The organism is Cereibacter sediminicola, from assembly GCF_007668225.1.
Taxonomy (GTDB): Bacteria; Pseudomonadota; Alphaproteobacteria; order Rhodobacterales; family Rhodobacteraceae; genus Cereibacter_A; species Cereibacter_A azotoformans.
The window spans coordinates 1-22,088 of record NZ_VDEK01000042.1 but is presented as its reverse complement, the minus strand read 5'-3'; the positions used below and the strand labels follow the sequence as shown (position 1 = coordinate 22,088).

23 protein-coding genes and 3 pseudogenes are annotated in these 22,088 nt (G+C 69.2%); 13 read left to right on the top strand and 13 right to left on the bottom strand.

All coding sequences use genetic code 11. The features are described 5' to 3' along the window. The 5 genes from FG154_RS18230 to FG154_RS18210 form a co-directional block, all read left to right on the top strand. Positions 1-359, top strand: a 359-nt coding sequence (locus FG154_RS18230) for a cytochrome b/b6 domain-containing protein (RefSeq protein ID WP_186312437.1), incomplete at its 5' end; no start/stop codon positions are given. Positions 360-611: 252 nt separating this feature from the next. Then, the gene (locus FG154_RS18225; RefSeq protein WP_145111049.1) at positions 612-1,652 is read left to right on the top strand and encodes a cytochrome-c peroxidase; all 1,041 of its coding nucleotides are present in this window, start codon (positions 612-614) and stop codon (positions 1,650-1,652) included. 806 nt (positions 1,653-2,458) lie between these two features. Next, the gene (gene crcB, locus FG154_RS18220; RefSeq protein ID WP_145111046.1) at positions 2,459-2,863 is read left to right on the top strand and encodes a fluoride efflux transporter CrcB; all 405 of its coding nucleotides are present in this window, start codon (positions 2,459-2,461) and stop codon (positions 2,861-2,863) included. Position 2,864: 1 nt separating this feature from the next. Further along, positions 2,865-3,275, top strand: coding sequence for a fluoride efflux transporter CrcB (crcB, locus tag FG154_RS18215; RefSeq protein WP_145111043.1), 411 nt, complete (start codon positions 2,865-2,867; stop codon positions 3,273-3,275). Between the two features lie 2 nt (positions 3,276-3,277). After that, positions 3,278-3,622, top strand: coding sequence for a DUF190 domain-containing protein (locus tag FG154_RS18210; RefSeq protein ID WP_145111040.1), 345 nt, complete (start codon positions 3,278-3,280; stop codon positions 3,620-3,622). Between the two features lie 93 nt (positions 3,623-3,715). Here the strand turns inward: FG154_RS18210 and FG154_RS21545 are convergent, their stop codons facing one another. The 4 genes from FG154_RS21545 to FG154_RS18195 all read right to left on the bottom strand — a co-directional run bounded on the left by FG154_RS21545 (position 3,716) and on the right by FG154_RS18195 (position 6,390). After that, positions 3,716-4,225 (bottom strand): sulfite exporter TauE/SafE family protein, encoded by a 510-nt coding sequence (locus FG154_RS21545; protein WP_281282089.1) that lies wholly within the window; start codon positions 4,223-4,225, stop codon positions 3,716-3,718. A gap of 12 nt (positions 4,226-4,237) precedes the next feature. Beyond that, on the bottom strand, positions 4,238-4,456 hold the full coding sequence (locus tag FG154_RS21540; RefSeq protein ID WP_246100414.1) for a hypothetical protein: 219 nt from the start codon (positions 4,454-4,456) through the stop codon (positions 4,238-4,240). Between the two features lie 4 nt (positions 4,457-4,460). Continuing rightward, entirely contained in the window at positions 4,461-5,666 is a 1,206-nt protein-coding gene (locus FG154_RS18200; protein ID WP_145111037.1) for an MFS transporter, read from the bottom strand. Between the two features lie 184 nt (positions 5,667-5,850). Then, the gene (locus FG154_RS18195; RefSeq protein WP_145111034.1) at positions 5,851-6,390 is read right to left on the bottom strand and encodes a Chromate resistance protein ChrB; all 540 of its coding nucleotides are present in this window, start codon (positions 6,388-6,390) and stop codon (positions 5,851-5,853) included. Between the two features lie 465 nt (positions 6,391-6,855). Between FG154_RS18195 and FG154_RS18190 the strand changes: the two genes are divergently transcribed. Further along, positions 6,856-7,614 carry a molybdopterin-dependent oxidoreductase gene (locus FG154_RS18190; RefSeq protein ID WP_246100412.1) on the top strand — a complete coding sequence of 253 codons (759 nt, stop codon included), beginning with the start codon at positions 6,856-6,858 and terminating at the stop codon, positions 7,612-7,614. After that, on the top strand, positions 7,512-7,877 hold the full coding sequence (locus FG154_RS21535) for a molybdopterin dinucleotide binding domain-containing protein (protein WP_246100419.1): 366 nt from the start codon (positions 7,512-7,514) through the stop codon (positions 7,875-7,877). The genes FG154_RS18190 and FG154_RS21535 overlap by 103 nt, the downstream gene beginning before the upstream one ends. Positions 7,878-7,934: 57 nt before the next feature. Here the strand turns inward: FG154_RS21535 and FG154_RS18185 are convergent, their stop codons facing one another. From FG154_RS18185 to FG154_RS18165, 5 genes are read right to left on the bottom strand one after another with little or no spacing between them, the layout of a single operon-like run. Further along, complete coding sequence (locus tag FG154_RS18185) at positions 7,935-9,080, bottom strand: MFS transporter (protein WP_246100410.1); 1,146 nt, start codon at positions 9,078-9,080, stop codon at positions 7,935-7,937. Between the two features lie 14 nt (positions 9,081-9,094). Then, positions 9,095-9,808: an arsenical resistance protein ArsH gene (gene arsH, locus FG154_RS18180; protein WP_145111028.1), complete on the bottom strand. Its 714-nt coding sequence runs from the start codon at positions 9,806-9,808 to the stop codon at positions 9,095-9,097. Further along, positions 9,805-10,842 carry an ACR3 family arsenite efflux transporter gene (gene arsB / locus FG154_RS18175; RefSeq protein ID WP_145111025.1) on the bottom strand — a complete coding sequence of 346 codons (1,038 nt, stop codon included), beginning with the start codon at positions 10,840-10,842 and terminating at the stop codon, positions 9,805-9,807. Before arsB ends, arsH begins: the two co-directional genes overlap by 4 nt. Then, complete coding sequence (gene arsN2 / locus FG154_RS18170) at positions 10,842-11,285, bottom strand: arsenic resistance N-acetyltransferase ArsN2 (protein ID WP_145111022.1); 444 nt, start codon at positions 11,283-11,285, stop codon at positions 10,842-10,844. The genes arsB and arsN2 overlap by 1 nt, the downstream gene beginning before the upstream one ends. Beyond that, on the bottom strand, positions 11,278-11,616 hold the full coding sequence (locus FG154_RS18165; RefSeq protein ID WP_145111020.1) for an ArsR/SmtB family transcription factor: 339 nt from the start codon (positions 11,614-11,616) through the stop codon (positions 11,278-11,280). The genes arsN2 and FG154_RS18165 overlap by 8 nt, the downstream gene beginning before the upstream one ends. 208 nt (positions 11,617-11,824) lie before the next feature. Here FG154_RS18165 and FG154_RS18160 point away from each other — a divergent pair, with 208 nt between their 5' ends. The 5 genes from FG154_RS18160 (at position 11,825) to arsJ (ending at position 16,053) form a co-directional block, all read left to right on the top strand. Further along, complete coding sequence (locus FG154_RS18160; protein WP_145111017.1) at positions 11,825-12,103, top strand: ArsR/SmtB family transcription factor; 279 nt, start codon at positions 11,825-11,827, stop codon at positions 12,101-12,103. Beyond that, on the top strand, positions 12,100-12,852 hold the full coding sequence (locus FG154_RS21915) for a permease (protein ID WP_425456861.1): 753 nt from the start codon (positions 12,100-12,102) through the stop codon (positions 12,850-12,852). The genes FG154_RS18160 and FG154_RS21915 overlap by 4 nt, the downstream gene beginning before the upstream one ends. 33 nt (positions 12,853-12,885) lie before the next feature. After that, positions 12,886-13,698, top strand: coding sequence for a metalloregulator ArsR/SmtB family transcription factor (locus tag FG154_RS18145; RefSeq protein ID WP_145111015.1), 813 nt, complete (start codon positions 12,886-12,888; stop codon positions 13,696-13,698). Continuing rightward, on the top strand, positions 13,698-14,705 hold the full coding sequence (locus FG154_RS18140) for an ArsJ-associated glyceraldehyde-3-phosphate dehydrogenase (protein WP_145111012.1): 1,008 nt from the start codon (positions 13,698-13,700) through the stop codon (positions 14,703-14,705). Before FG154_RS18145 ends, FG154_RS18140 begins: the two co-directional genes overlap by 1 nt. Positions 14,706-14,814: 109 nt before the next feature. Next, positions 14,815-16,053 (top strand): organoarsenical effux MFS transporter ArsJ, encoded by a 1,239-nt coding sequence (arsJ, locus tag FG154_RS18135; RefSeq protein ID WP_145111009.1) that lies wholly within the window; start codon positions 14,815-14,817, stop codon positions 16,051-16,053. Positions 16,054-16,386: 333 nt separating this feature from the next. Here arsJ and FG154_RS18130 read toward each other — a convergent pair. From FG154_RS18130 to mobC, 4 genes and pseudogenes are all read right to left on the bottom strand, one after another. Then, positions 16,387-16,917: pseudogene (locus FG154_RS18130) on the bottom strand (DEAD/DEAH box helicase family protein); the annotation flags it as partial. Between the two features lie 636 nt (positions 16,918-17,553). Beyond that, positions 17,554-17,925 (bottom strand): toprim domain-containing protein, encoded by a 372-nt coding sequence (locus FG154_RS21910; protein ID WP_425456860.1) that lies wholly within the window; start codon positions 17,923-17,925, stop codon positions 17,554-17,556. Positions 17,926-18,950: 1,025 nt separating this feature from the next. After that, positions 18,951-20,237: pseudogene (locus FG154_RS21905) on the bottom strand (relaxase/mobilization nuclease domain-containing protein); the annotation flags it as partial. Positions 20,238-20,254: 17 nt separating this feature from the next. Next, positions 20,255-20,572 (bottom strand): annotated as a pseudogene (gene mobC / locus FG154_RS18115) (plasmid mobilization relaxosome protein MobC); the annotation flags it as partial. Positions 20,573-21,400: 828 nt separating this feature from the next. Here mobC and FG154_RS18110 point away from each other — a divergent pair. After that, a complete protein-coding gene (locus FG154_RS18110; protein WP_145110999.1) occupies positions 21,401-22,036 on the top strand; it encodes a hypothetical protein in 636 nt (211 codons plus the stop codon). Positions 22,037-22,088: the final 52 nt, after the last annotated feature.

Below are 22,088 nucleotides of genomic sequence, written 5' to 3'. Positions count from 1 at the left end.
GGCGCGAGCGGCGCTTCATCGGCCACAACCCGGCGGGGGCCGCGATGATCGTGGCACTCCTGCTGTCGATGGCCGGCACCGCCTGGACCGGCTGGCTGATGGCCGAGCCAGAGCGAGCGGCCCTGCTGCCGACGATCGTTGCGCCCGCCTTTGCGGATGACGACGATGGAGAGCGCGGCGAGAGCCGGGGCGAAGGTGCCGTCGAGGAGGTTCACGAGGCGCTGGCCAACCTGATGCTGGCCCTGGTCGTGCTGCATCTCGGCGGCGTCGCGCTGGCCTCGCTGCGCCACCGCGAGAACCTTGCCCGGGCGATGGTCACGGGCCTCAAGCGCCCCGCCGAACCGGGCGACGTCGCCTGATCCGCCAGTCTGGTTCCGGGCCACCCGTCCCTTCGGCCCGTACCTGCCCCGCCGGTGTCCCCGCCGGCGGGGCGCCTTCATGCCGCGGGTCCGTGTCAGGATCCCGTAAGGTTGGCGTGGATGATCGCATTCGGCCGGGTCCTTCGCGGGAGCGATCAGCAGGCATCGGCCGGAGCGGCGGTAGCAACTGCGGAGCAGGTCTGGTCCGTCGGCTTCCCTGCCTAGTGATCACGATTGTCCCGGGGATTTGCCATGCAACGCACCATTTCCTTCATTGCGCTTCTTCTCGCCCAAGGACTCGCCCTGCCCGCCATGGCCGGGGGACCTGACGACGCCGCCCTGCGGCAGGAGGCCCTCGGCCTCTTCGAGCCGATACCGCAGAAACCGGAACCCGCGCCCGATCCGGCCAGGGTGGACCTGGGCCGGGCTCTCTTCTTCGAGCCGCGCCTCTCCGAGGGTCACAACATCAGCTGCAATACCTGCCACAACCTCGGCACCGGCGGCGCCGACCTCGCCAGCGTGTCGCTCGGTCACCGCTGGCAGAAGGGCGGGCGGAACTCGCCCACCGTGCTCAACGCGGCCTACAACAGCGCCCAGTTCTGGGACGGCCGGGCCGCGAACCTCTCCGAGCAGGCGGGCGGCCCGATGCAGAACCCGGTCGAGATGGCGTCGAACCCCGACCACGTGACCGAGATGCTCAAGGGCATCCATGGCTACGAGCCGCTCTTCGCCAAGGCGTTCCCCGGCGAGGCCGACCCCGTGACCTTCGCCAACGCGACCGCGGCCATCGCGGCCTTCGAAGAGACGCTGATCACGCCCGATGCCCCCTTCGACCGCTGGCTCCGGGGTGACGACACAGCCCTTGGCGAAAAGGAGAAGCAAGGGCTTTCACTCTTCATCTCGGAAGGCTGCGCCTCCTGCCACAACGGCCGCAACATCGGGGGCAACAGCTATCAGCCGTTCGGCCTGGTCGAGACACCCGACGCCTCCGTCCGCCCGCCGGACGACAAGGGCCGCTTCGCCGTGACGAAGACCGCGAGCGACGAGTACACCTTCCGGGTGGCGCCGCTGCGCAACGTCGCCCTGACGCCGCCCTACTTCCACTCGGGCGCGGTCTGGGACCTGCAGACGGCAGTGCAGGTGATGGCGACCGCGCAACTGGGCGCGAGCGTGGACGATGCGCAGGTGGACGAGATCGTGGCCTTCCTCGGCAGCCTCACGGGCGAGGCGCCGACAGTGGTCTATCCGATCCTGCCGCCCAGCACTGCCGACACGCCGCGTCCCAAGCCGTAGCGGCAAGCCACGTCGCCTTCGACCCCGCGACGGCGGGCATGATACCGAACGGGGCCTCGATGCGCCTGGAACCTACCGGCACCGCAAGAAACGCGAGGGCTTTCTTGGCGAGCTGTTCGACGTCTGATCTCGGGCGCGTTCGCTCATGAGAGGGACACCCCGGCAAGTCCGAGACCCAGTGTTGGTGGCAGGCGCACATCCGCGTTCTCAAACCCCGACGATCGGCAGCCGGTGCGCGCGGCAAGCGAAGCGCCGCAAACAACAGGGTCTGTCCGGCCGAGGGAGACGCCATTCGATCCCGCGCCACAAGATCCTTGAATGTTAATTGCTGCAGCCGGCCCCGGATGGGGGCTCGCCGAAGCGGTCGCTGATGCAGGGCTCAGCACGGGGTCAGCCGTTCTCTCCGTTTCTTGAGGCGCAGCCAGGATGGGGCCCTTGACAGAGCCGAGAAGAGCAGACCCGTCCAATTGCGGCGGCCGAACGCAGAGAAGATGCTAAGGGGGATATCGAAGCTTGTCTGGCGCAGAGGAAGATGGCCGATCGGTGGCACCTGCACGGCAACCGGCCTACGACGATGACGTTCAATATCCTCTAGGGCAACCTTTGCCTTCCTCAACATTTTGCGCTGTCACGTCCCAGGCGTTTGGTCGGGCGGGCGCCGCCGTTCGCCGGAAGGGTCATGCTGCTGGTTAAGTGCGTTCCGATTTTCGCGGGTGGCGCCCGCACCGGCGCAGTGCCGCGTCCCTCCGGGTCTTGCGGCCGGCGGACGGATTGACAGTCGCCGTCAACAGGATCAGCACCGCGGCATGGACATCGAACTGGCACAGCTCGGGCTTGTCGCTCTCGGAGGCGCCCTCGGCGGGACGCTGCGCTACGCGATCTCGGGCCTTGTGGCGCGGCGCTGGGGTGAGAGCTTCCCCTGGGGCACGCTGGTCGTGAACGTGACCGGGGCGGCAATGATCGGGGGGCTGGCGGCGCTGATCCTGGCTCCGGGCGATCACGCGGTGCTGCGGCCTTCGCTCTGGCTGGTCTTCGTCACCGGCGTGCTCGGCAGCTACACCACCGTCTCCTCCTTTTCGCTGCAGACGCTCGCGCTCTTGCGGCTGGGCGAGACGGGGCGCGGCCTGGCGAATGTCGCGGGCTCGGTTGTGCTCTGCATCGGGGCAGCCGGTCTGGCGATGGCGGCCGTGCTGGCGGCGAGGGCTGCCTGAGATGCGGCGCGAGTTGCGGATCTACGTGGCGGTGGCGGCGGGCAGCAGCCTCGGGGCGGTCGCGCGCTATCTGTGCGGCCTCTGGGTGCTCGAGCTTGCCGGCGGCGGCTTTCCCTGGGGGACGCTCGTGGTGAACGTGGCGGGCTCGTTCCTGATCGGCCTTTACGCAACGCTGACCGGGCCGGACGGGCGCCTGCTCGTAAGCCCCGCGCGGCGGCAGTTCGTCATGGCCGGCTTCTGCGGCGGCTTCACCACCTTTTCGGTCTTCAGCCTCGAGACGCTCTTTCTGCTGGAACGGCAGGAGTTTGCGCTTGCGGCGGCGAATGTGGGGGCCTCGGTCCTCTTGTGGCTCATTGCGGTCTGGCTTGGCAGCCGGATCGGCGCGAGACTGAACCGGCTGAGAGGAGCCTGACCATGCGCGAGACCACGGAGGCCGTGCTGCTGCGGCTGATGATCGGCGAAAGCGACGACTACAAGGGCCGCCCGCTTTACGAGGCGCTGGTGTTCAAGGCGCGCGAGCTGGGGCTGGCGGGGGCTACGGTGCTGCGCGGCGCGATGGGCTTCGGCCGGTCGAGCCGGATGCACACCGCCAAGATCCTGCGCCTGTCCGACGACCTGCCGCTGGTGATCGAGGTGATCGACACCGAGGAGAACATCGAGCGGCTTCTGACCGAGGCCGAGCCGATGCTCGGAAGCTGCCTCGTCACGCTCGAGAAGATCCGCGTCGTCCGCTACGGCCACGACGCGGGCCTCGCCTGAGTTCGTCCTCGGGGTCCGGCCGGCGGTCACGCGCGGACAGGCCGGACCGGGGGCCGAGCCCGTTCGCCGGCAGATCCGGGCTGCGGCACGCCGTCAGGGCAAGACCAGCTTCAGCCCGGACACCAGCAGCAACAGCGCCAGGATCCCCCGCAGCCAGCGGTCCGAAAGGTAGCGGCTGCCGATCACCGCGCCGAGCGTTCCGCCGATCGCGACAGCGACCAGCCAGAGCGGCAGGCTTGCCGGGATCCGGTCCCAGATCGCATGGGCGCCCAGCAGGGCGGCGGCCGAGTTCATCAGGTTGTAGACCGCCGTCGTCGCGGCGGTCTGGCGGGGCGTGCCCCAGCCCATCGCCAGGATGACCGGCGCGAGGAACACGCCGCCGCCGGTGCCCGTGGTGCCCGAGACGAAGCCGATCAGGGCGCCCGTCAGCAGGGCCGGAACGAAGGGCGCGGGCCGGATTGTCCTCGGATCGGCCGGGCGGCCGCGCCATGCCGTCCGCGCCATCTGTGCCGCCGACAGGATCAGCACCGTGCCCACGACGGGGAAATACAGACGCTCCGGCAGATGCACCGCGCCGCCGAGCATCGAGAACGGAAAGCCCAGCAGGGCGAAGGGTCATAGGTTGCGCCAGCCGACCCGCCCGGCTTTCAGGAAGAGCACGGTGCCGATTCCCGCGACGGCCAGGTTCAGCGCCAGGGCCGTGGCCTTCATCGCAGCCGGCGCGAAGCCTGCCAGCGCCATGACCGCCAGATAGCCCGACGCCCCGGCCTGCCCGACCGAGGCGTAAAGCGCGGCGATCAGCAGGAAGGCGGCGGCGAGGGCGACGTCGTCCATCGCGTCACGCCAGCCTGTGGCGCAGCGGGATCAGGCCAAGCGTCGCCAGGGCGGCAAAGCCTGCGCCGGCAAGGAAGGTGGCCTCGGACCCGATCCATTGCCAGAGGCCCCCTGCGATGACGCTGGCCAGCAGCAGCGCGACCCCGGTGATCAGGTTGAACAGGCCGTAGGCCGTGCCCCGCAGCTCTGCCGGAACCGCCTCGGCCACCAGCGCCGCCAGAAGCCCCTGCGTCAGCCCCATGTGCAGACCCCAGAGCGCAATGCCGAACCCGAGGCCGGGAAGCCCCGGCGCCAGCGCCAGCACCAGATCCGCCGTGATCAACAGGCCGAGCCCGGCCATCAGCATCGCCGGGCGGCTCATTTGGTCGGACAGTTCGCCCGCGGGCCAGGCTGAGAGGGCATAGACCGCGTTCATCCCCACCAGAACCAGCGGGATCAGCATCAGCGGCAGACCCACCTCTTCGGCGCGCAGGATCAGGAAGGCTTCGGAGAACCGCGCCAGCGTGAAGACGGCCGCTACCGCGACGACGGCCCAGTACATGCCGCCCAGCAGGTGCAGCTCGGCCCGCGAGAGAGGATTGCGGACCTGGCGCAGTCCCTCGGGCCGGGCCGGCTCCTTCACGGCGACGAGGATCAGGCCGAGGGCCGCGAAGGCGGGGATCACCGCAACCCAGAACACCGACTGGAAGTCGTTGGCAAAGACCCACATCAGCGCGATGGCCAGAAGCGGGCCGAGGAAGGCGCCCAGTGTATCCAGCGACTGCCGCAGGCCGAAGGCCGCGCCGCGCCGCCCCTCGGGCGCGAGATCGGCCACCAGCGCGTCGCGCGGCGCGCCGCGGATGCCCTTGCCGACGCGGTCGATGAACCGCGCGGCCACGACCCAGCCCAGCGAGGGCGCCAGCGGAAACACCGGCTTCGTCACCGCCGCAAGGCCATAGCCGATCGCCGCCAGTTCCTTCCTCCGCCCGATCCGGTCGGAAAGCGCGCCCGAGAACACCTTGGTGATGGCCGCCGTCGCCTCGGCGACCCCCTCGATCACCCCCACCGCCAGCGCAGTCGCGACCAGCCCCACGGTCAGATAGACCGGCAGCAGCGCATGGATCATCTCGGACGATACATCCATCAGCATCGAGACCAGCCCCAGCGCCCAGATCCCCGCCGGCAGGCCCCGCCAGCGGGATGCCGTCCTTGCCTCTGCCGTCTCCGTCATGGCCTGCCCCTTTCACTTCCACCAGGGGGCGTCCATCCATAGCCCCGGTGCGTGCATCGCCGATCTGCATCGGCAGCCGAACGTCCTGTCTCACCGCATCCACAGGCGGCCATCCGATGAGGCCACCCCCGCGCGGGCGTCGATGCGGTTCCCGCAGCCGCGCCGGAGATGGCCGCCTCCGGCCTCAGCCATTTTCCCCCTTGGCGTCGAAGACGCGTCGGGCGTAGTCGTCCAGCACCGCCTCACAGCCCGTCAGTCGCGCCCGCGCCTCCTCCGCCCGCGCGGCGCCGTAGAAATCGAGCTTGCCGATCTTCTCGAGCCAGCCTTGGAGCTTTTTCAGATCGACGTCGTTCTCCTCAAGTTCGGCATAGCTGTAGTGGCCCGCCGCAACCTCCTTGGCGACCTCGCGCTCGAAGTCGTCGCATTTGTCGATGAACTCGGCATAGGCCTCGTCCCGCTCGGCCTTAAACCGGGCGATGACCTTGTCCTCCTGCCCCCGGTCAAGCGCGACGGTTTCGAGGATCACGCTCTCGCCCCCCGCCTGCGCGATATCGTTCTCCAGAATCCTGAGCCGCCGGACGTGATCGTCGGCCTTCGGCAGGACGCAAACGCCGTTCTGCAGATAGACCGCGCCCATTCCCTTCAGCTTGCGCCAGATCGCGATGCGGCGGGCCGAGGGCTCGGCAGGAACCTTGTAGGTCAGGAGCAGCCAGGTGATATCCATTGTGGACAATGGTGATGTAACGACCGTTACATGTCAACGGTTCGCGCGATGGACAACCTCGCCACGGCGCCACGGCTGGTCTCTGGGGGATCCCTCGTCCCATTCCGGTCACGCGAGCAACCCGATTGCGGGCGGCCCTCGGCTTTCGTCGCCGCACCCACCCGCCCCTGAGGGACAACGAGGCGCTGCCTGACGGGTCGACCTGATCCGTTGCCGCGTGGTTTCGATGTCGGATAAGCTGCGGACGGTAGGATCCCGATGGTGAAGCACCTGACTCGGCGGCGCGTGATGGGGATGGCGGGCGCGGGTCTTGCCGCGCCGTCGCGGCCCCTGACTTCTGGCTCGGGCTGACGCCGGCGTTCCTCATGGGGCTCTCGCTCGAAGGCACGGTCTCGGCGGCTTGGATCTGCGGCTATCCGCTCCTGCAGCATGAAGTCGCGCTGGAGCTGAGCCGACACGATCTTCATGATCGGGGCGAACTCGCTCGAGACGCAGACCAACCTGTTCCTGAACCACATGGTGCCGGGGATGCGGGGCGAGACGATGGCGAAGAAGCAGGCGGACCTGCCGGACGAGCCGCACTCCGCCGCCCGCATCGTGATCGTGGACGCGCGCCGCACGGTGACGGTGAACGCCTGCGAGGAAGCTGCGGGGGCAGAAAACGTCCTGCACCTTCAGATCCAGTCGGGCACCGACCTCGCGCTTCTGAACACGATCTTCACCCATTTCGCCAATCAGGGCTGGGTGGATCAGGCCTTCATCGAGGCCTCGACCTTCCGCGACGCGGTGGCCCAGCCCGAAGACCCCGCCCATCCCGCGGCCCTCGGCAGCTTCGAGGCCGCGCGCGAGGCCTGCCGGATGAGCCTCGCGCAGGGCGCAGCGATCTGCGGCGTGCCCGAGGCCGACATCGCCAAGGCCGCCGAGTGGATCGCCCGGCCCAAGGAGGGCGGCGCGCGCCGGCGCACCGTCACCTGCTACGAAAAGGGCATCATCTGGGGCAACGACAACTGCCGCACCATTGGTGCTGCGGTGAACATCGCGTTCACCTCGGGCAACGTGGGCCGTCCGGGCGGCGGCGTCGCGCGGCCTGCCGATACCTCATCAACAACGGCCGGCCGAACATCCACTGGCACAACTGGTTCCTCGACAAGGAAAACGACTTTGTCTTCGACCGCGTCCCGTTCCTCGAGATCCACCCCGACGACATGGTCGATTTGGGCCTGAAGCCGCGCGATCTGGTCGAGATCTGGAACGATTTCGGCGCCGCGCAGGCGATGGCCTGCCTTACGCCGACGGCACGGCGGGGCGAAACCTTCATGGTGTTCGGCGCGCCCTCGGGCACGCAGGGCAACGTGATCAACGCCGGGACCAACGAGCTGGTGCTGCCGAACTACAAGCAGACCTGGGCCAACATCCGCAAGATCTCAGACCCACCGGCCTCGGTCCGCCACCTGACCTTCAAGTCGCAGGAGGTCGAACTCGGCTGATGCCCCGCGGCCCGGTTCCGGCCGGACCGCCGTCGCGCGGCCACCGAGGGCGCGCCGTCACGACACCCGCAGAGGCGCCGTCTGGCGAAACAGGATTGCAGCCAGCGCAAGGTTGGTGGCGGCGATCCCTGCCAGCACGGCGAGCGTGCCCTCGGCGCCGACGAAAGCGATCAGCCCCGCGCCCACCAGTGGTGCCGCGGCCTGCGCCACCAGCGACGGCCGCGCAAGGCGCCCCATCACGCCCGGGTAGCGCTCGGGGCCGAAGAGGGCCATCGGCAGCGCGCCGCGGGCGATCGAATAGACGCCGTTGCCTGCCCCATAGAGGATCAGCGCCAGCGCGGGCCAGTCCGACGCCGCGAGCAGGACCAGCCCGGCCGCGGAGGCAGTCGCGGCGGCAAGCAACGTCCAGACCGGGTGATGGCGGGTGCCGCCCGCCATCTCGACCAGCCGCCCGCCGACCTGCGCCGGGCCGATCAGCGCCCCGAGCGCGATTGCCGCCGCCAGCGGCAGCCCCCTCGCGCCCAGCAGCACGATCAGATGCACCGCGATGATGGTCACCGCGAGGCCCGCGAGCGTCTGGATCGCCGCCATGATGCGGAAGGCCGCGCGCTCGTCGCCCGCCAGCTCGGCGGGCGGAACGTGGTCGCGCGCCCCAGGCCGCGGCGCCTCGGGGATCGCCCGCAGCAGAAGCGGCACCGAGATCGCCAGATGCAGCCCCGCATAGGCGGCCGCCGTCCCGCGCCAGCCGAAGCTCTCCAGCATCAGCGCCGAGAGCGGCCAGCAGACGGTGCTGGCGAACCCGCCCCAGAGCGTGAGCAGCGTGATCGCCCGCCGCGCCTCGCGCCCGTAGATCTGGCCGAGCGTGGCGAAGGCCGGATCGTAGAGCCCCGCGGCCATGCCGGCACCCATCAGCGCCCAACCCGCGACGAAGACGGGCAGGGTCGGCGCCAGAGCCAGCGTCATCAGGCCGGCCGACATCGCCAGACAACCCGCGACCAGCACCGCCCGCCCGCCGCGGCGCGCGATGGTCCGGCCGACCAGCGGCGAGACGATCCCCGCCACCAGCAGCCCGACCGAGAGCGAGCCCACGATCCACGGCAGCGGCCAGCCCGTCTCGGCGGCGATCGGCGCGGCGAGCACCGCCATCAGGTAATAGCTGCTGCCCCAGGCGAGGATCTGCACCACGCCCAGGGCTGCAGCCACCCGTGCCTGCGGGCTCACCGCACGGCCGCAGAAAGGTTGCCCCGCGCCTCCAGCGCCTCGGCCGCCTCCTTGCGCTCGGAATAGCGGTCGGTCAGGTGGGCGGACACGTCGTGGGTCAGGAGCGTGAACTTCACCAGCTCCTCCATCACGTCCACCACCCGGTCGTAGAGCGGCGAGGGCCGCATCCGCCCCGCCTCGTCGAACTCGGCATAGGCCTTCGGGACCGAGGACTGGTTCGGGATCGTCACCATCCGCATCCAGCGCCCCAGCACCCGCATCTGGTTCAGCGCATTGAAGCTTTGCGACCCGCCCGAGACCTGCATCAGCGCGAGCGTACGCCCCTGCGTCGGCCGGATCGCGCCGAGGCTGAGGGGGATCCAGTCGATCTGCGCCTTCATCACCCCGGTCATCGCCCCGTGCCGCTCGGGCGAGCACCAGACCTGGCCCTCGGACCAGAGACAGGCCTCGCGCAGCTCGGCGACCTTAAGGTGGTCGGGATCGGCATCGTCGGGCAGCGGCAGGCCGTCCGCGTGATAGATCCGCGTCTCGCAGCCGAAGTGGCGCAGCAGACGCTCGGCCTCCAGCGTCAGGAGGCGGCTGTAACTGCGCGGGCGGAGCGAGCCGTAAAGCAGCAGGATGCGCGGCGGATGGCTCGAACGGGGGCGGGACAGCGCCTCGGCATCGGGAAGCCGCAGCGCGCGGGGGTCGATGTTCGGCAGGTCGCTCATGCCCGCGCCTCGAACCAGCGGGACCGAAGGCGCAGCGCCACATGCACCAACAGGACCAGCATCGGTACCTCGACCAGCGGGCCGATGACGGCCGCGAAGGCCACGGGCGAGGCCAGCCCGAAGGCCGCGATGGCGACCGCGATGGCCAGTTCGAAATTGTTGCCGGCGGCGGTGAAGGCGATGGCGGTGGTGCGGGGATAGTCGCGCGCGATCATGCGCCCGAGGATGAAGCTCACCCCGAACATGACCCCGAAGTAAAGCGCCAGCGGCAGCGCGATCCGCGCGGCATCCGCGGGCAGGCGCAGGATGTCGCCGCCCTTCAGGCTGAACATGGCGACGATGGTGAACAAGAGCGCCGCCAGCGTCAGCGGCCCGATCCGCGGCAGGAACCGCCCCTCATACCAGCTGGCCCCCTTCCGCGCGACCAGCCACCGCCGGGACAGGAAGCCCGCCGCGAAGGGGATGCCGAGATAGATCAGCACCGCCTGCGCGATGGTGGCAAAGCTCACGTCGATCACGCTGCCCTCGAGGCCGAAAAGGGGCGGCAGCAGCCCGAGGAAGATCCAGGCGTAAAGCGGGAAGAACAGGATCTGGAAGATCGAGTTGAAGGCCACGAGGCCCGCAACATACTGGTTGTCGCCTTCCGCCAGCTGGTTCCAGACCAGCACCATCGCGATGCAGCGGGCCAGACCGATCAGGATCACCCCGGTCATGTAGTCGGGATGATCGCGCAGGAAGATCACCGCCAGCGCGAACATCAGCACCGGCCCGATCAGCCAGTTCTGCACCAGCGACAGCGCCAGCACCCGGCTGTCGCGGAAGACGCGCGGCAGCTCCTCGTAGCGGACGCGGGCAAGCGGGGGATACATCATCAGGATCAGCCCCGCCGCGATCGGCAGGTTGGTGCTGCCGACCGAGGCCGCATCCAGCGCGCCCGGAAGCGCGGGGAAGATCCGGCCCAGCATCAGCCCCAGCGCCATGGCGGCAAAGATCCACAGCGTGAGCCAGCGGTCGAGGAAGGACAGGCGGTGCATCAGGGCTCCGGGTTGCGGGTCATCAGGGTGGCCGAGGCCGGGCAGATCGCGGCGGCCTGCCGGGTGGCGAGGATCGCGGCCGGCGCCTCGGCGCGCGGCACGGCGCGGAAGCCGTGGCGGGCGAAGAACGGCGCGGCCGAGGTGGTGAGGAGCCAGATCGCGCCCGCGCCTCCCGCCTCGGCGATCAGGTGGGCGAGGATCGCCCCGCCCAGACCCTCGCCGCGTCGCGCCTCAGGCACGACAATCGAGAGCAGCAGCACATGCTCCCCATGCCGCTCAAAGCCGCCGAAGCCGGTCGGTTCGCCTTGGGAACGATAGGCGAAGAAGCACCGGCCGGGCTCGGTCAGGTCATCGACGGGAAGGCCTCCGGCGGCCAGGGCGCGGACGAGTTCCGGGGCGTTGCCGGCGACCGGCCGAGGCTCAAGCGGGCAGGTCTCAGCCATGCGGATCCTCGGTTGGCGCATCGGGGAAGGGCGCGCAGATCTCGGGGCGCCCGTCGCAGCAGTCGCGCATCAGGAAGGCCACGAGGTCCGACAGCACGGGATAGGCAGCGGCATAGATCACGAAGCGCCCCTCGCGGCGCGAGGTGACGAGGCGCGCCTGTTCGAGGTGCGCCAGATGGAACGAGAGCCGTGACGAGCTTGCGCCGATCGCCTCACCGATCGCGCCGGCGGCAAGCCCCGTGGGACCCGCGCGCACCAGCAGCCGCACGATCTGCAGCCGCGTCTCCTGCGAGAGGCCCGCGAAGGCTGTAAGGGCGGTCCGGTCGTCCATCTCTCAACATCTCAAGAATGGTTGCAACGATAGCGCCAGCGAAGTCCGCGGGTCAAGACGGCATCCGCAAGCCCGTGCGGAAAGCGGCCGTGCGAGTTGATCCGGGACGAGCCGAATGGGGCCAGAGGCGCGCTTTTCAGCCGGGTTGATCCAGATCAGGGCGTCCAGCCCCCTTCATGCGCCAATGCGCATATAGTGGGGGAACCTGATGATCGTGATCGTCCTCTCGGCCCTTGCCGAACCGACCCGCTTCGCGGCGATGCGCCTTCTGGCCGATGGGTCGGAGCACTGCGTCTGCGAGTTGATGCGCGAACTCGGCGCCACCCAGAGCCGGATGTCGCGGCACATGCAGGTGCTGAAGCAGGCCGGCCTCGTGGTCGATCGCCGGGATGCGCAGTGGGTGCGCTACCGGATCAACCCAGACCTTCCGCCGGCCCTGTCCCGGCTGCTCGAAGCCGCGCTGGCGGCCGAGGAGATCCGGGCATGAGCCTCTTCGGCTGGATGAACGACCAGCTCCTGCGCATGGTCTGGCTGAACGACCTCGTGGCCGGGGGGGTGCGGGCGGCGGGGCTTGATCCCGCCTCGCAGCTGGGCGGCTCGGTCCAGTTCTTCGTCTATGACGTGATCAAGATCTTCGCGCTGCTGTCGGTGCTGATCTTCACCATCTCCTGGGTCCAGAGCCACTTCCCGCCCGAGCGCACCCGCGCGCTGCTGGGCGGCCGCTCGGGCCTGGGCGCGAACACGATGGCCGCGCTGCTCGGCACGCTGACGCCGTTCTGCTCCTGCTCGTCCATTCCGCTCTTCATCGGCTTCACGGCGGCCGGGCTGCCGCTGGCGGTGACCTTCTCCTTCCTGATCTCGTCGCCGCTGGTGGACCTCGCCTCGGTCATCCTGCTGGCCTCGATCTTCAACTGGCCGATTGCGCTTGCCTATGGTCGCGGTCGGGCTGGTGGTGGCGGTCGTCGGCGGCACGGTAATCGGCCGGCTGGGGATGGAGGATCAGGTGGCGGCCTTGGTGCGGACGGTCCCGGTCTCAGGCGAGGCCGCGACGCTCACGCAGCGCGAACGGCTGGCCCACCCCCGGACTTGTCGTGGACGGAAAGCTCGTCTCCTCGGGCAAGGTGCTCACGGCGGAGGAGATCGCCAAGCTGCTTTGAGCAACGGCCGCCGATCCTGCCGGCGCGGGATCGGGCCGGTATCGGAAGCTTGGCCGGCTGTCACAAAAGCTTCGCTTGACGTGCCGCCTTTTAATTCCATAAATCCCGAACTATGGAACATGAAGCCGCCGCCCGTCATTTTGCAGCCCTTGGCCATCCCGGCCGCCTCTCTGTCGTCCGCCTGCTTTTGCGGCACGCGCCGCAGGGCGTGCGGCCGACCGAGATCGCCGCGACGCTCGGGATGAAGCCGAACACGCTTTCGCACCATCTGGCCGAACTGGAGGTGGCGGGGCTGATCGGTTCGACGCGGGAGGGGCGGTCGCTGTTCTACAGCGTGCGGCTGCCCGAAGTGGCGGCGCTCATTGCCTACCTCGGCCACGATTGCGGCCGGGGTCGCCCCGACCTGATGCCCACGCTTCCACGGGAGATCGACATGGACCGCCCCTTCAACGTGCTCTTCATCTGCTCGGGCAATACCGCCCGCTCGATCTTTGCCGAGGCGATCCTGAACGCCGCCCCAGGCCAGCGTTTCCGCGCCTTCTCGGCCGGCACGCGACCGAACAGCCGGCTGAACCCCTTCGCGCTCGAGGTGCTGGAGCGCAACGGTCTCGACACCTCTACCCTGCGCTCGAAGCATGTCGCCGAGTTCGTGGGGCCGGACGCGCCGAGGATGGATTTCGTCTTCACCGTCTGCGCGCAGGCGGCGTCGGACGAGTGCGCGCCCTGGCCGGGGCAGCCCTTGACCGCCCATTGGGGGATGCCGGACCCGGCGAAGGTCGAGGGGACGGATGCCGAAAAGGGCCTCGCCTTCGCCAAGGCCTTCGGCGAGCTGCACCGGCGGATTTCGGCCTTCACCCAGTTGCCCTTCGACCAACTGGAGCGATTGGCCTTGCAGCAGCACCTCGACCGGCTGGGAGAGGCCTGATGGCGCGCATCGCGATCAACGGCCTCGGCCGGATGGGCAAGCTTCTGCTGCGCGCGCTGGTCGACCGCGGCATGGGCAGCGGGATCGTGCTCTTGAACGACGCCGAGGGCGATCCGGCGCAGCACGCGCTGCTGATGGAGTTCGACAGCGTCCACGGCCGCTGGGCGACGCCGGTGGCCCACGACGCCGAGAGCCTGACGCTGGCTGGCCACCGTATCCCGCTGATGCGCGCACGCCGGATCGAGGACATGCCGCTTGCCGATCTGGGCGTCGATCTGGTGGTCGACTGCACCGGGGTCTTCAAGAGGGCGGCGAAGCTCGCGCCCTATTTCGAGGCGGTGAAGAAGGTGGTCGTTTCCGCTCCGGTGAAGGACGCAGGCGCGTTGAACCTCGTCTACGGCATCAACCATCACCTCTACGACGGCAGCCAGCGGCTGGTGACGGCGGCCTCCTGCACGACGAACTGCCTCGCCCCGGTGGTGAAGGTGATCCATGAAGGGATCGGCATAAGGCATGGCTCGATCACCACGATCCATGATGTGACCAACACCCAGACCATCGTGGACCGCCCGGCGAAGGACATGCGCCGCGCGCGTTCGGCGCTGGCGAACCTGATCCCGACCACGACCGGCTCGGCCACCGCGATCGGGCTGATCTATCCCGAGCTGAAGGGCCGGCTGAACGGCCATGCGGTGCGGGTGCCGCTCTTGAACGCCTCGCTGACCGACTGCGTCTTCGAGGTCGAGCGCCCGACCACGGCCGAGGAGGTCAACGCCCTCTTTGCCGAAGCCGCAGCCGGGCCGCTGCAGGGGATCCTGGGATATGAGGAGCGGCCGCTGGTCTCGTCGGATTTCCTGAACGATCCGCGCTCGAGCGTTGTCGATGCGGCCTCGACAATGGTGGTGGGCGGCACGCAGGTCAAGCTCTACGCCTGGTATGACAACGAATGGGGCTATGTCTGCCGGCTGGCCGACATCACCCGGATGGTGGCGGAGAGCCTGGCATGACCGGGCGGGGGCGTGAGATGACATTCTGCTCCCGCTGCCCGAGGGGTTGCACGGACGTTCGGCGAAGGCATCCGATGAGCCGCATCCTGCGCAACGATGGGGTCCGGCCGTGAGCGTCGCCGCGCCTTCGGGCCTTCGCGCCTATGCCGCCGTGACCGCCGCCTACTGGGCCTTCATGCTCAGCGATGGCGCGCTGCGGATGCTGGTGCTGCTGCATTTCAACGGGCTCGGCTTCTCGCCGGTGCAGCTCGCCTGGCTCTTCCTGCTCTACGAGCTGGCGGGGATCGTGACCAACCTCTCGGCGGGCTGGCTTGCCGCGCGCTTCGGGCTGACCTCGACGCTGTACGCGGGTCTCGGGTTGCAGATCGGGGCGCTGGTGGCGCTGGCGATGCTGGACCCGGAATGGAGCATCCCGGCCTCGGTCGCCTTCGTCATGGCGGTGCAGGGGGTTTCCGGCGTGGCAAAGGATCTGGCGAAGATGTCCTCGAAAAGCGCGGTGAAGATCCTTGCCCCCGCGGGCGACGGGCTCTTCCGCTGGGTGGCGCTGCTCACCGGATCGAAGAACGCGGTGAAGGGGGCGGGCTTCTTCCTTGGCGCGGCGCTGCTGGCGCTGGCGGGGTTTCAGGCCGCCGTCTGGGGGATGGCGGCGGTGCTGGCGCTGATCCTGCTGGCCGTGGTGCTCTGGATGCCCGAGGGCCTGCCGCGCGGGGTGAAGGGCACGAAGATCGCGGGCGTCTGGTCGCGCGACCCAAGCATCAACCGGCTGTCGCTGGCGCGGATGTTCCTGTTCGGCGCGCGCGACGTGTGGTTCGTGGTAGGCATCCCGGTCTATTTCCAGTCGGTCCTGTCGGACGGCACCGCCGAGGGTCGGCGCGAGGCCTTCTTCCTGATCGGCGGTTTCATGGCGCTCTGGATCATTGGCTACGGCGCGGTGCAGGGGATGGCGCCCCGGCTGATCCGCGGAGACGCCACCGCGCAGGCGCAACGCTGGGCCGGGTGGCTCACCCCTATTCCCTTCGCTTTGGCCGCGCTGGCGCTGGTGGCGGGCGGGCCGGCGCCGTGGCTGACGCTGACGCTGGTGGCGGGGCTTCTGCTTTTCGGCTTCGTGTTCGCGGTGAACTCGTCGCTGCACTCCTACCTGATCCTTGCCTTCTCGAAGGCCGAGCGCGTGACCATGGATGTGGGTTTCTATTACATGGCGAACGCCGCCGGCCGCCTGATCGGCGCGCTGCTCTCGGGTCTCAGCTACCAGTGGGGCGGCCTGCCGCTCTGCCTCGCCACCGCGGGCGCCATGGCCGCAGCCAGCTGGCTCGCCGCGCGAAGGATCCGGACAGCGGAACCGGCCTGACGGTTCACCTTTGCCCTGCCGGCGGCAGGGTTGGTGCTGTCGCCGAGGTCGCTCGGGCGTCGCAGACCGCGCATCTACGGCCGATATGCAGGAGGAGCGATGCCGCACACCGGCCAGTGGACTGCCGTCATCCGCCGGACCTCCATTGCCAAGCGGCTTTGACTTGCGTCGATCGCTCTCCTTGCGAGTGGGTTCTTGCGAACGGCGGTTATTCCGGATTTCTGCGGATGCAATGCCGCACCTGCGACGGTCGGCTCCCCGCCCGTTCCTGATCGGGCCGGGGCGGACGCGGCGAAAGGAGGACGTGGCCTGGGTGAGGATCTCCTCGCGATGCGCGACGAAGAGGACCCGGGAGAAGGGCCGGCTGTCGAATGCCGCGAGCCAGGTCTTGCCGAGGCCCGTGGCCAGCACGACGAGGCCTGCGCGGTGGCCCGCATGCCGCGTCGCCGCCAGCGCGGCCAGGGCGGCGCGCTGGATGGGGTGCGGCTCGGGCGGCGGCGCGTGCGGTTCATCCGACACGATGCGCTGCGCGAGATCGGTCAATGGTGTGGCGCGGCGCCGGTCGGCATAGGCGGCGATCCAGTCGGGGGTCAGCGGCCGCGTCTGCGGATGGGCAAGCAGCGCCTCGAAGGCCGGGGCGACAACATCGGCGGCGCCTTCGGAGTGAAGGTTCCATTCGATGCCGCTGGTCAGCGCCGTCCGCGACAGGTTCGAGCTGCCGACGATCGCCGCCCCCTGCCGGTCGGTGGCGCGGAAGAGCCAGGCCTTCGGATGGAACGACCCGGTGCCGGTTTCGAACACCCGCAGCTGTGTGCCGTCGAGATCGGCCAGCCGATGCAACGCCGCCGGCTCGGTCACGTCCATGTAGTCGCCGACGACGATCCGGAGCCGGCCGCTGCGGGCGAGCAGGTCGCGGAACCACGGCTCGACCAACTGGACGCCGGACTCCATGGCGAAGGCCACCGCCAGATCGACGCTGTCGGCCCGGTCGATTCCTTCTGCGATCAGCGGCAGCAGGGGGTCATCGGCGCCGGTGGCGAGGCGGCTGGGGCCACCCTGCGTCTCGCGCAAAACGAAGTGGCCGTGCTCGATCGCGACGTGGAAAGCCTGGACGCCGGCGGCCAATGCTTCTCCCATTCTCGCCAGCAGCTGGAACTGCTCCGCCGCGGTCAGATCCGACCAGCTCCCGACATGCCGAGGCGCGGCCAGCGGGCCGGGCGATTGGCAGATCGGGCAATCGGGCAACGGATCGGACAAGGACAAACCTCAAGCGCCACGCCAGGTTATGGATTTTCTCCAGGCTGTCCAGGAGGAGAAACGCCGAACCTGCCCGCCCGGGGCCTTGCGAGCTACGGAGGCCAGGCCGCATGGGATGGCCGGGTGGACAGCGGCGGGCAGCGTGGGCCAAGCCCTTGACGGCCCCGAGCGGCAGCCTCGGCGGCGATGCGGGCCGCCTGTCTGGACGCCGCATCAGTCGAGCCCCGGTGACGGACAGCCCTCCTAGGGCGGAGCGGGCAGGGGAGCCTGCGACGGGTGCGAGGGGGTGTCGGCTGGTGGGCGTAGAGGGCGGGTCCTCTTCGTTGCGTTCAGCACCTCCAGCCAATCCTTGCAGATCCGGACCGATCCGGCGATCTGCCTTGGCGGGGCGAGCCGCTGCGCGGCGGGCACGGCATTCACGAGGCGCGCGTGCAGCGTCTTGCCCGCCGCGTCGGCGTCGAAGGCGCCGAACACGCTGCGCCCCTCGGCCAGGCCGGCCAGCGCCCGCGCCGTCTCCGAGCCGAAGCCGCCACCGGTCGAGACGTAGATCGTGTCGGTGCGGTTCTCGATCTCGGCCACCGCCAAGGCGTCGAGGCCGCCTTCGCAAACCACCATCCGAGTGCTGCCGCGCCGGTCGCCGAGAACGCACAGCGACTTCCGGCCGCCCTTCGCGAACCGCGCCGTGTTCTTGGCACCGTCCTTCTCCCAGCGCTGCTCGAAGCCCTGGATGTCGCCGGTCTCGAGATTGCGGTGGGCGAAGAGGATGCCGCCGAACGGGCCGCAGCACCCTCGGCCGCGAAACGGCCGAGGGTGCTGCGCGCGATACCACGGGCCTCGGCATAGGTCGCGCGTCGCCCGAGCATGCCTGCCTGCTCCCATCGCTGACGGGCCGCGGTGTGGTCGTGATCCTCGGGATCGGCGGGCACTGCAGGAACCGGACGGCCGGCCGGGGCCGGCACCGGGGTCGTTCCGGCCAGCTGGCGCAGAGCGGCGCGGGCGTGGCCGAGGCTCCGGCCCGGGTTGTCGAGGCGCCAGAGGTCGAAGACCGATCCGGCCCTGCCGCTCTTGTTCGACGTCCAGAGCCAGTGGCCCGCCTTTGTCAGCGTGCATTTGATCGTGTCACCACCGCGCTGGTAGATGCGGTATCGCCGACCCTGCCGGTCCGAACTGTCGGGGTGGGTGGCCGAGACGTCGGACCAGCCGCCCGCCGCGGCTATCATGCCGATGTCGAGGCGCTTCAATTCGTCGAGTTCCCGCGCATCGTTCTCGCGCAGTCGGCGTTGGATGCGGCGAGCACCGGCGGGATCGGTCTTCGCTGCGTCCGGTGCCGGCTGGGGCTTCGGCGCCTTCCGCGCGTCGGGCAGGCTCGCCAGCAGGCGGTCGCGCACCTCGCGGACCATGCGCCGTTTCCCGGTGGTGGCCGGCTCACGTCCGGGCGCGATGACATCGATCACCGCCTGGGCCTCGGCGCTGACCTCACGTTTCCGGTCGGCGACCTGCTTCCGATCAGCGGCGTTGTCCCGAACGGCCGCCTCCCGGTCGGCCTGGTCCTCCAGATGCGCCTGCCGCGCCGCCTCGGCGTGGCGGTCGATCATCGGCCGGGTCGCCTGCCAACGAGCGTAGATCCGGTCCGCCTCAGCCTGCACCTCCGGCGGAACATCCATGACCCGCAGGCCAGCCGCCGCCGCCTCGAGCGACATCTGCCTGATGTAGTCGGCATCCTCGCCGGAGGGGACCACCGTCGTCCAGCCCTTGGCCTTCGCCATGGCGATCATCGTCGCGCGGGCGGCTCGGGTGGAGGCGGAGGTCGTCAGTTCCGGCCCGTGATCGCGCACCGTCGTGCCGTCCCGGAACGCGATCCGTGGCGGCTTCTCGTCGAGCGCGACGAAGCGGATGTCGCGGGCAATGCGCGGGTCGACGTGGATGTTGACGTAGAGGCGGCGCAGCAGGGTCACCTTGAACGCCGCTGCCCGGGTTGCCTTCTCGTCCTCCGGCGCCGGCGCGCCTGCAAGACCGATCGGGCTGGCGGGGACGGGGTGATCCAGGTGGGCATCCGCGTCCGGTTCCGGATCGCCGACTGCTGGGACATGGGGCCCGAGGCGCTTTTCCATCCGGGAAAGCGAGAACCACGCCCCGAACGAGCTGGCCTTGGCGTATTCCGTCGAGCCGACCAGGTGGACCCGGGCGCCCGAGCCAAATGGCTCGTAGCGCAGCCCGAGCTCGCGCAGCGCCAGATGCAGCGTCGGCCAGTCCGCGGATCCCTCCACCGCCGCTCGCACCTTCGCCTTCAGCGGATCGGGGAGGTTGTGATCGAAGGTCTCGAACCCGGTCCGCTTCTCGGTGCGGATCTCGGCCGATGTCTTCCGGCGCCGCCCGGTCTCGCGGGCGGCCCTGACCTTCTCCCAGTGCGCGGCGGGCTTCGGCAGCAGCTGGGCGACACGGCGGCCCTCGGTCACGACGACCACAAGATCGAAATGGCCGCGGTCGTGGCTCCAGCCCTGGTCGAGCTCGATCTGGCGGCAGGCAAGCTCGGCCTTCTCGTGGTCCTTCGCCTTCGACCAGACCTTGCCCGTGACCGGATGCACGGTGTTGATCACGGCATGGATATGGCAGCGCGGCGGATCGCGATGGGTGCCGATCACCGCCTGGTGCTCCTAGAGCCCGAGGCTGCGGATCAGCTGGTCCATGGCTTCGACCTGCTGCGCGTCGGTCGGCCGCTCGTGTTCGTGCCAGGAGAGGACGACATGATAGTAGAGCTTCTCGACCTTCTCAGACAGGTCCGCCGTCAGCCGCATGTCGCCGGCCGCGTCCCGCCAGTCGCGCGATCCCAGGTTGCGCAACTCGATCCGGAAGGCCTTCTGGCAGACATATCGGACGCCCGGCTCGAACGCGTCCGCTCTGGCGCCGGAGCCCGGCTCGCCGGGCACCTGGATGATCTCGCAGATCACGTCAGATGGCTCCGGATCGCACGCTGGACCTGCTCGCAGGCCTTGATCGCGTCGTCGATGATCCCCCGATCCTCCGGAGCGAGCGCCCAAGCCCGGCCCGCGTTGAACCTGTGCGCGATCTGGTTCACGTTGGTGCCGATCTTCGCCAGCGCGGCCAGGATGCGCGCGGCGTCCTTCCGGTCGATCCAGTGGTCCTGCCCGTCACCGCGCACGAAGGCCGAGAGGTAGGTGTTGGCCGACCCGTACCCCGCTGCCAGTGCCCGGGCCTCGAAACGGAGAAGCTCCTCCTCCGTCACGCGCATCGGCAGACGCCGGTCCGCCCGCCGCTTGTCCTATCGCTTCTTTCCATCTCCGGCTCGGGCCATGTCCAGTCTCCCTGAGGTCCACCGCCGGAGTCTAGGCGCCCACCTCGAAAATCCTTTGACACCTCCTTTCCCTACCGCCCCTTCCCCTGAGGCGCGGAGGAGCTCGCCCCCGACAAGCCTCGGCCAAGTCGGCTCGCCCTGTGAGAGACCGGCGTCCGGCGCAAAAAATCCGGGGATCAGCGGGTTCAACAGGATCGGCCAGTCCCGCCAGCCGGTGCCCGGATCGGAAGGAAGAGGAGGCCCCTTGTGCCAATCGATCCGCCCTGCCGGCCCCTCTTCGCATGTGGACCGTTTCGTCCTCGGGTAATACCTGTCATGGTAGGTTACCCCCGCCCCAGAAAGGGACGGCCCTGTCTGGAGCAGGGTATGGGGACGGGTTCCCGTCCCCCGGCTGCACGCATCCGCCCTGTCCCGCTGATCGGCGCCGCTGAGGCGGCTTATCCATCGGGAAGAGGCAACTCCTCGGCGCGCATCGACATGTGGGTCTCAGGTGCGGAAGGGGGCGGTAGGGGAGAGAAGGGCGAGCGGCCACTCGACTGCCGGCGCCATTTGCGGCCCGTGGGCATTCCGGGCGTCATGCCGGAGTTCGAGCCGAACGTCCTAGTGTGCGTTGACCGCAGGTTGAGCCTTCGCCGGGGCGGCACCCGTGCCGACCGACGTCGGCACGTTCACCGATGGCGCCGGGCAGGTTCCGGCCAAGATCGACAAACTCCCTCAGTTCGTTTGCGATCTTCGCGGTGCCCGCTGACCATGAGTGCGGGAAACCGGGAGACATCAATGTCCGAACCCGCTGCACCCGCCCTATTTGTCGGAATCTGCATGGCCGATCGCTGGCAGTCAGTCATCGACGCCTGCGATGCACACGGGCACGAGGGCCTGTTGTTCTCCGTTGACGATGGGTCAGACGGCCTCTTCGCGGACGTTAACGACCTGCCGCGCGCGAATGCGGAACATACGGATCAGATCAGGGGCATCGAGCCGGAGGAACCGGCCGCGTCTGAGGATGCCGAAAGTCCAACAACCCATCCGCATTCTTCGCAGGATGCCGGACGGCCCGTATCGAGGAATGCGGCGCTTCCGGCGGCGCGTTGGTCTGCCGCACTGGCCTTCAGCCGGGGTGCTGGTTCGCGAGGGGCCATGCTTGCCATCCCGGTTTTGAAGGCCGTTCGCTCAATTTCCCGCGGTAGTAGTCTCGCGGTGCTGTATTGCATCAACCGCGCGGGCCGATCGGCGCGCGGTCCCCCGAGCATATTACCCCACTTTGACATACCACCCGAACGCCGCGCCCACAGGCGATTGCGAATACGTGACGCCGTCTGTGCCCCGATGGATGAAAACTCAATCTGGCCACCAAGCTGGATCGAGCAAGAACTCTATTGCCATCAAGTGAACTGGCCGCGCCGGCATTGCTAGGCTCCAGACTTCGGTAACGGGGCCGTTCCGGTCAAGCCGTTTTGCGCATGGG

Excerpts from the sequence above, each read along its gene's own strand:
- FG154_RS18110 (WP_145110999.1), top strand. The coding sequence starts at position 21,401 with ATGTCCGAACCCGCTGCACCCGCCCTATTTGTCGGAATCTGCATGGCC.
- FG154_RS18190 (WP_246100412.1), top strand. The coding sequence starts at position 6,856 with ATGATCGGGGCGAACTCGCTCGAGACGCAGACCAACCTGTTCCTGAAC.
- crcB (WP_145111046.1), top strand. The coding sequence starts at position 2,459 with ATGGACATCGAACTGGCACAGCTCGGGCTTGTCGCTCTCGGAGGCGCC.
- FG154_RS21540 (WP_246100414.1), bottom strand. The coding sequence starts at position 4,456 with ATGGACGACGTCGCCCTCGCCGCCGCCTTCCTGCTGATCGCCGCGCTT.
- FG154_RS18225 (WP_145111049.1), top strand. The coding sequence starts at position 612 with ATGCAACGCACCATTTCCTTCATTGCGCTTCTTCTCGCCCAAGGACTC.
- FG154_RS18195 (WP_145111034.1), bottom strand. The coding sequence starts at position 6,390 with ATGGATATCACCTGGCTGCTCCTGACCTACAAGGTTCCTGCCGAGCCC.
- arsH (WP_145111028.1), bottom strand. The coding sequence starts at position 9,808 with ATGAGCGACCTGCCGAACATCGACCCCCGCGCGCTGCGGCTTCCCGAT.
- FG154_RS18160 (WP_145111017.1), top strand. The coding sequence starts at position 11,825 with ATGATCGTGATCGTCCTCTCGGCCCTTGCCGAACCGACCCGCTTCGCG.
- FG154_RS18145 (WP_145111015.1), top strand. The coding sequence starts at position 12,886 with ATGGAACATGAAGCCGCCGCCCGTCATTTTGCAGCCCTTGGCCATCCC.
- crcB (WP_145111043.1), top strand. The coding sequence starts at position 2,865 with ATGCGGCGCGAGTTGCGGATCTACGTGGCGGTGGCGGCGGGCAGCAGC.
- FG154_RS18165 (WP_145111020.1), bottom strand. The coding sequence starts at position 11,616 with ATGGACGACCGGACCGCCCTTACAGCCTTCGCGGGCCTCTCGCAGGAG.
- FG154_RS18140 (WP_145111012.1), top strand. The coding sequence starts at position 13,698 with ATGGCGCGCATCGCGATCAACGGCCTCGGCCGGATGGGCAAGCTTCTG.
- FG154_RS18210 (WP_145111040.1), top strand. The coding sequence starts at position 3,278 with ATGCGCGAGACCACGGAGGCCGTGCTGCTGCGGCTGATGATCGGCGAA.
- arsB (WP_145111025.1), bottom strand. The coding sequence starts at position 10,842 with ATGCACCGCCTGTCCTTCCTCGACCGCTGGCTCACGCTGTGGATCTTT.
- FG154_RS21910 (WP_425456860.1), bottom strand. The coding sequence starts at position 17,925 with ATGGTGGTTTGCGAAGGCGGCCTCGACGCCTTGGCGGTGGCCGAGATC.
- FG154_RS21915 (WP_425456861.1), top strand. The coding sequence starts at position 12,100 with ATGAGCCTCTTCGGCTGGATGAACGACCAGCTCCTGCGCATGGTCTGG.
- arsN2 (WP_145111022.1), bottom strand. The coding sequence starts at position 11,285 with ATGGCTGAGACCTGCCCGCTTGAGCCTCGGCCGGTCGCCGGCAACGCC.
- FG154_RS18200 (WP_145111037.1), bottom strand. The coding sequence starts at position 5,666 with ATGACGGAGACGGCAGAGGCAAGGACGGCATCCCGCTGGCGGGGCCTG.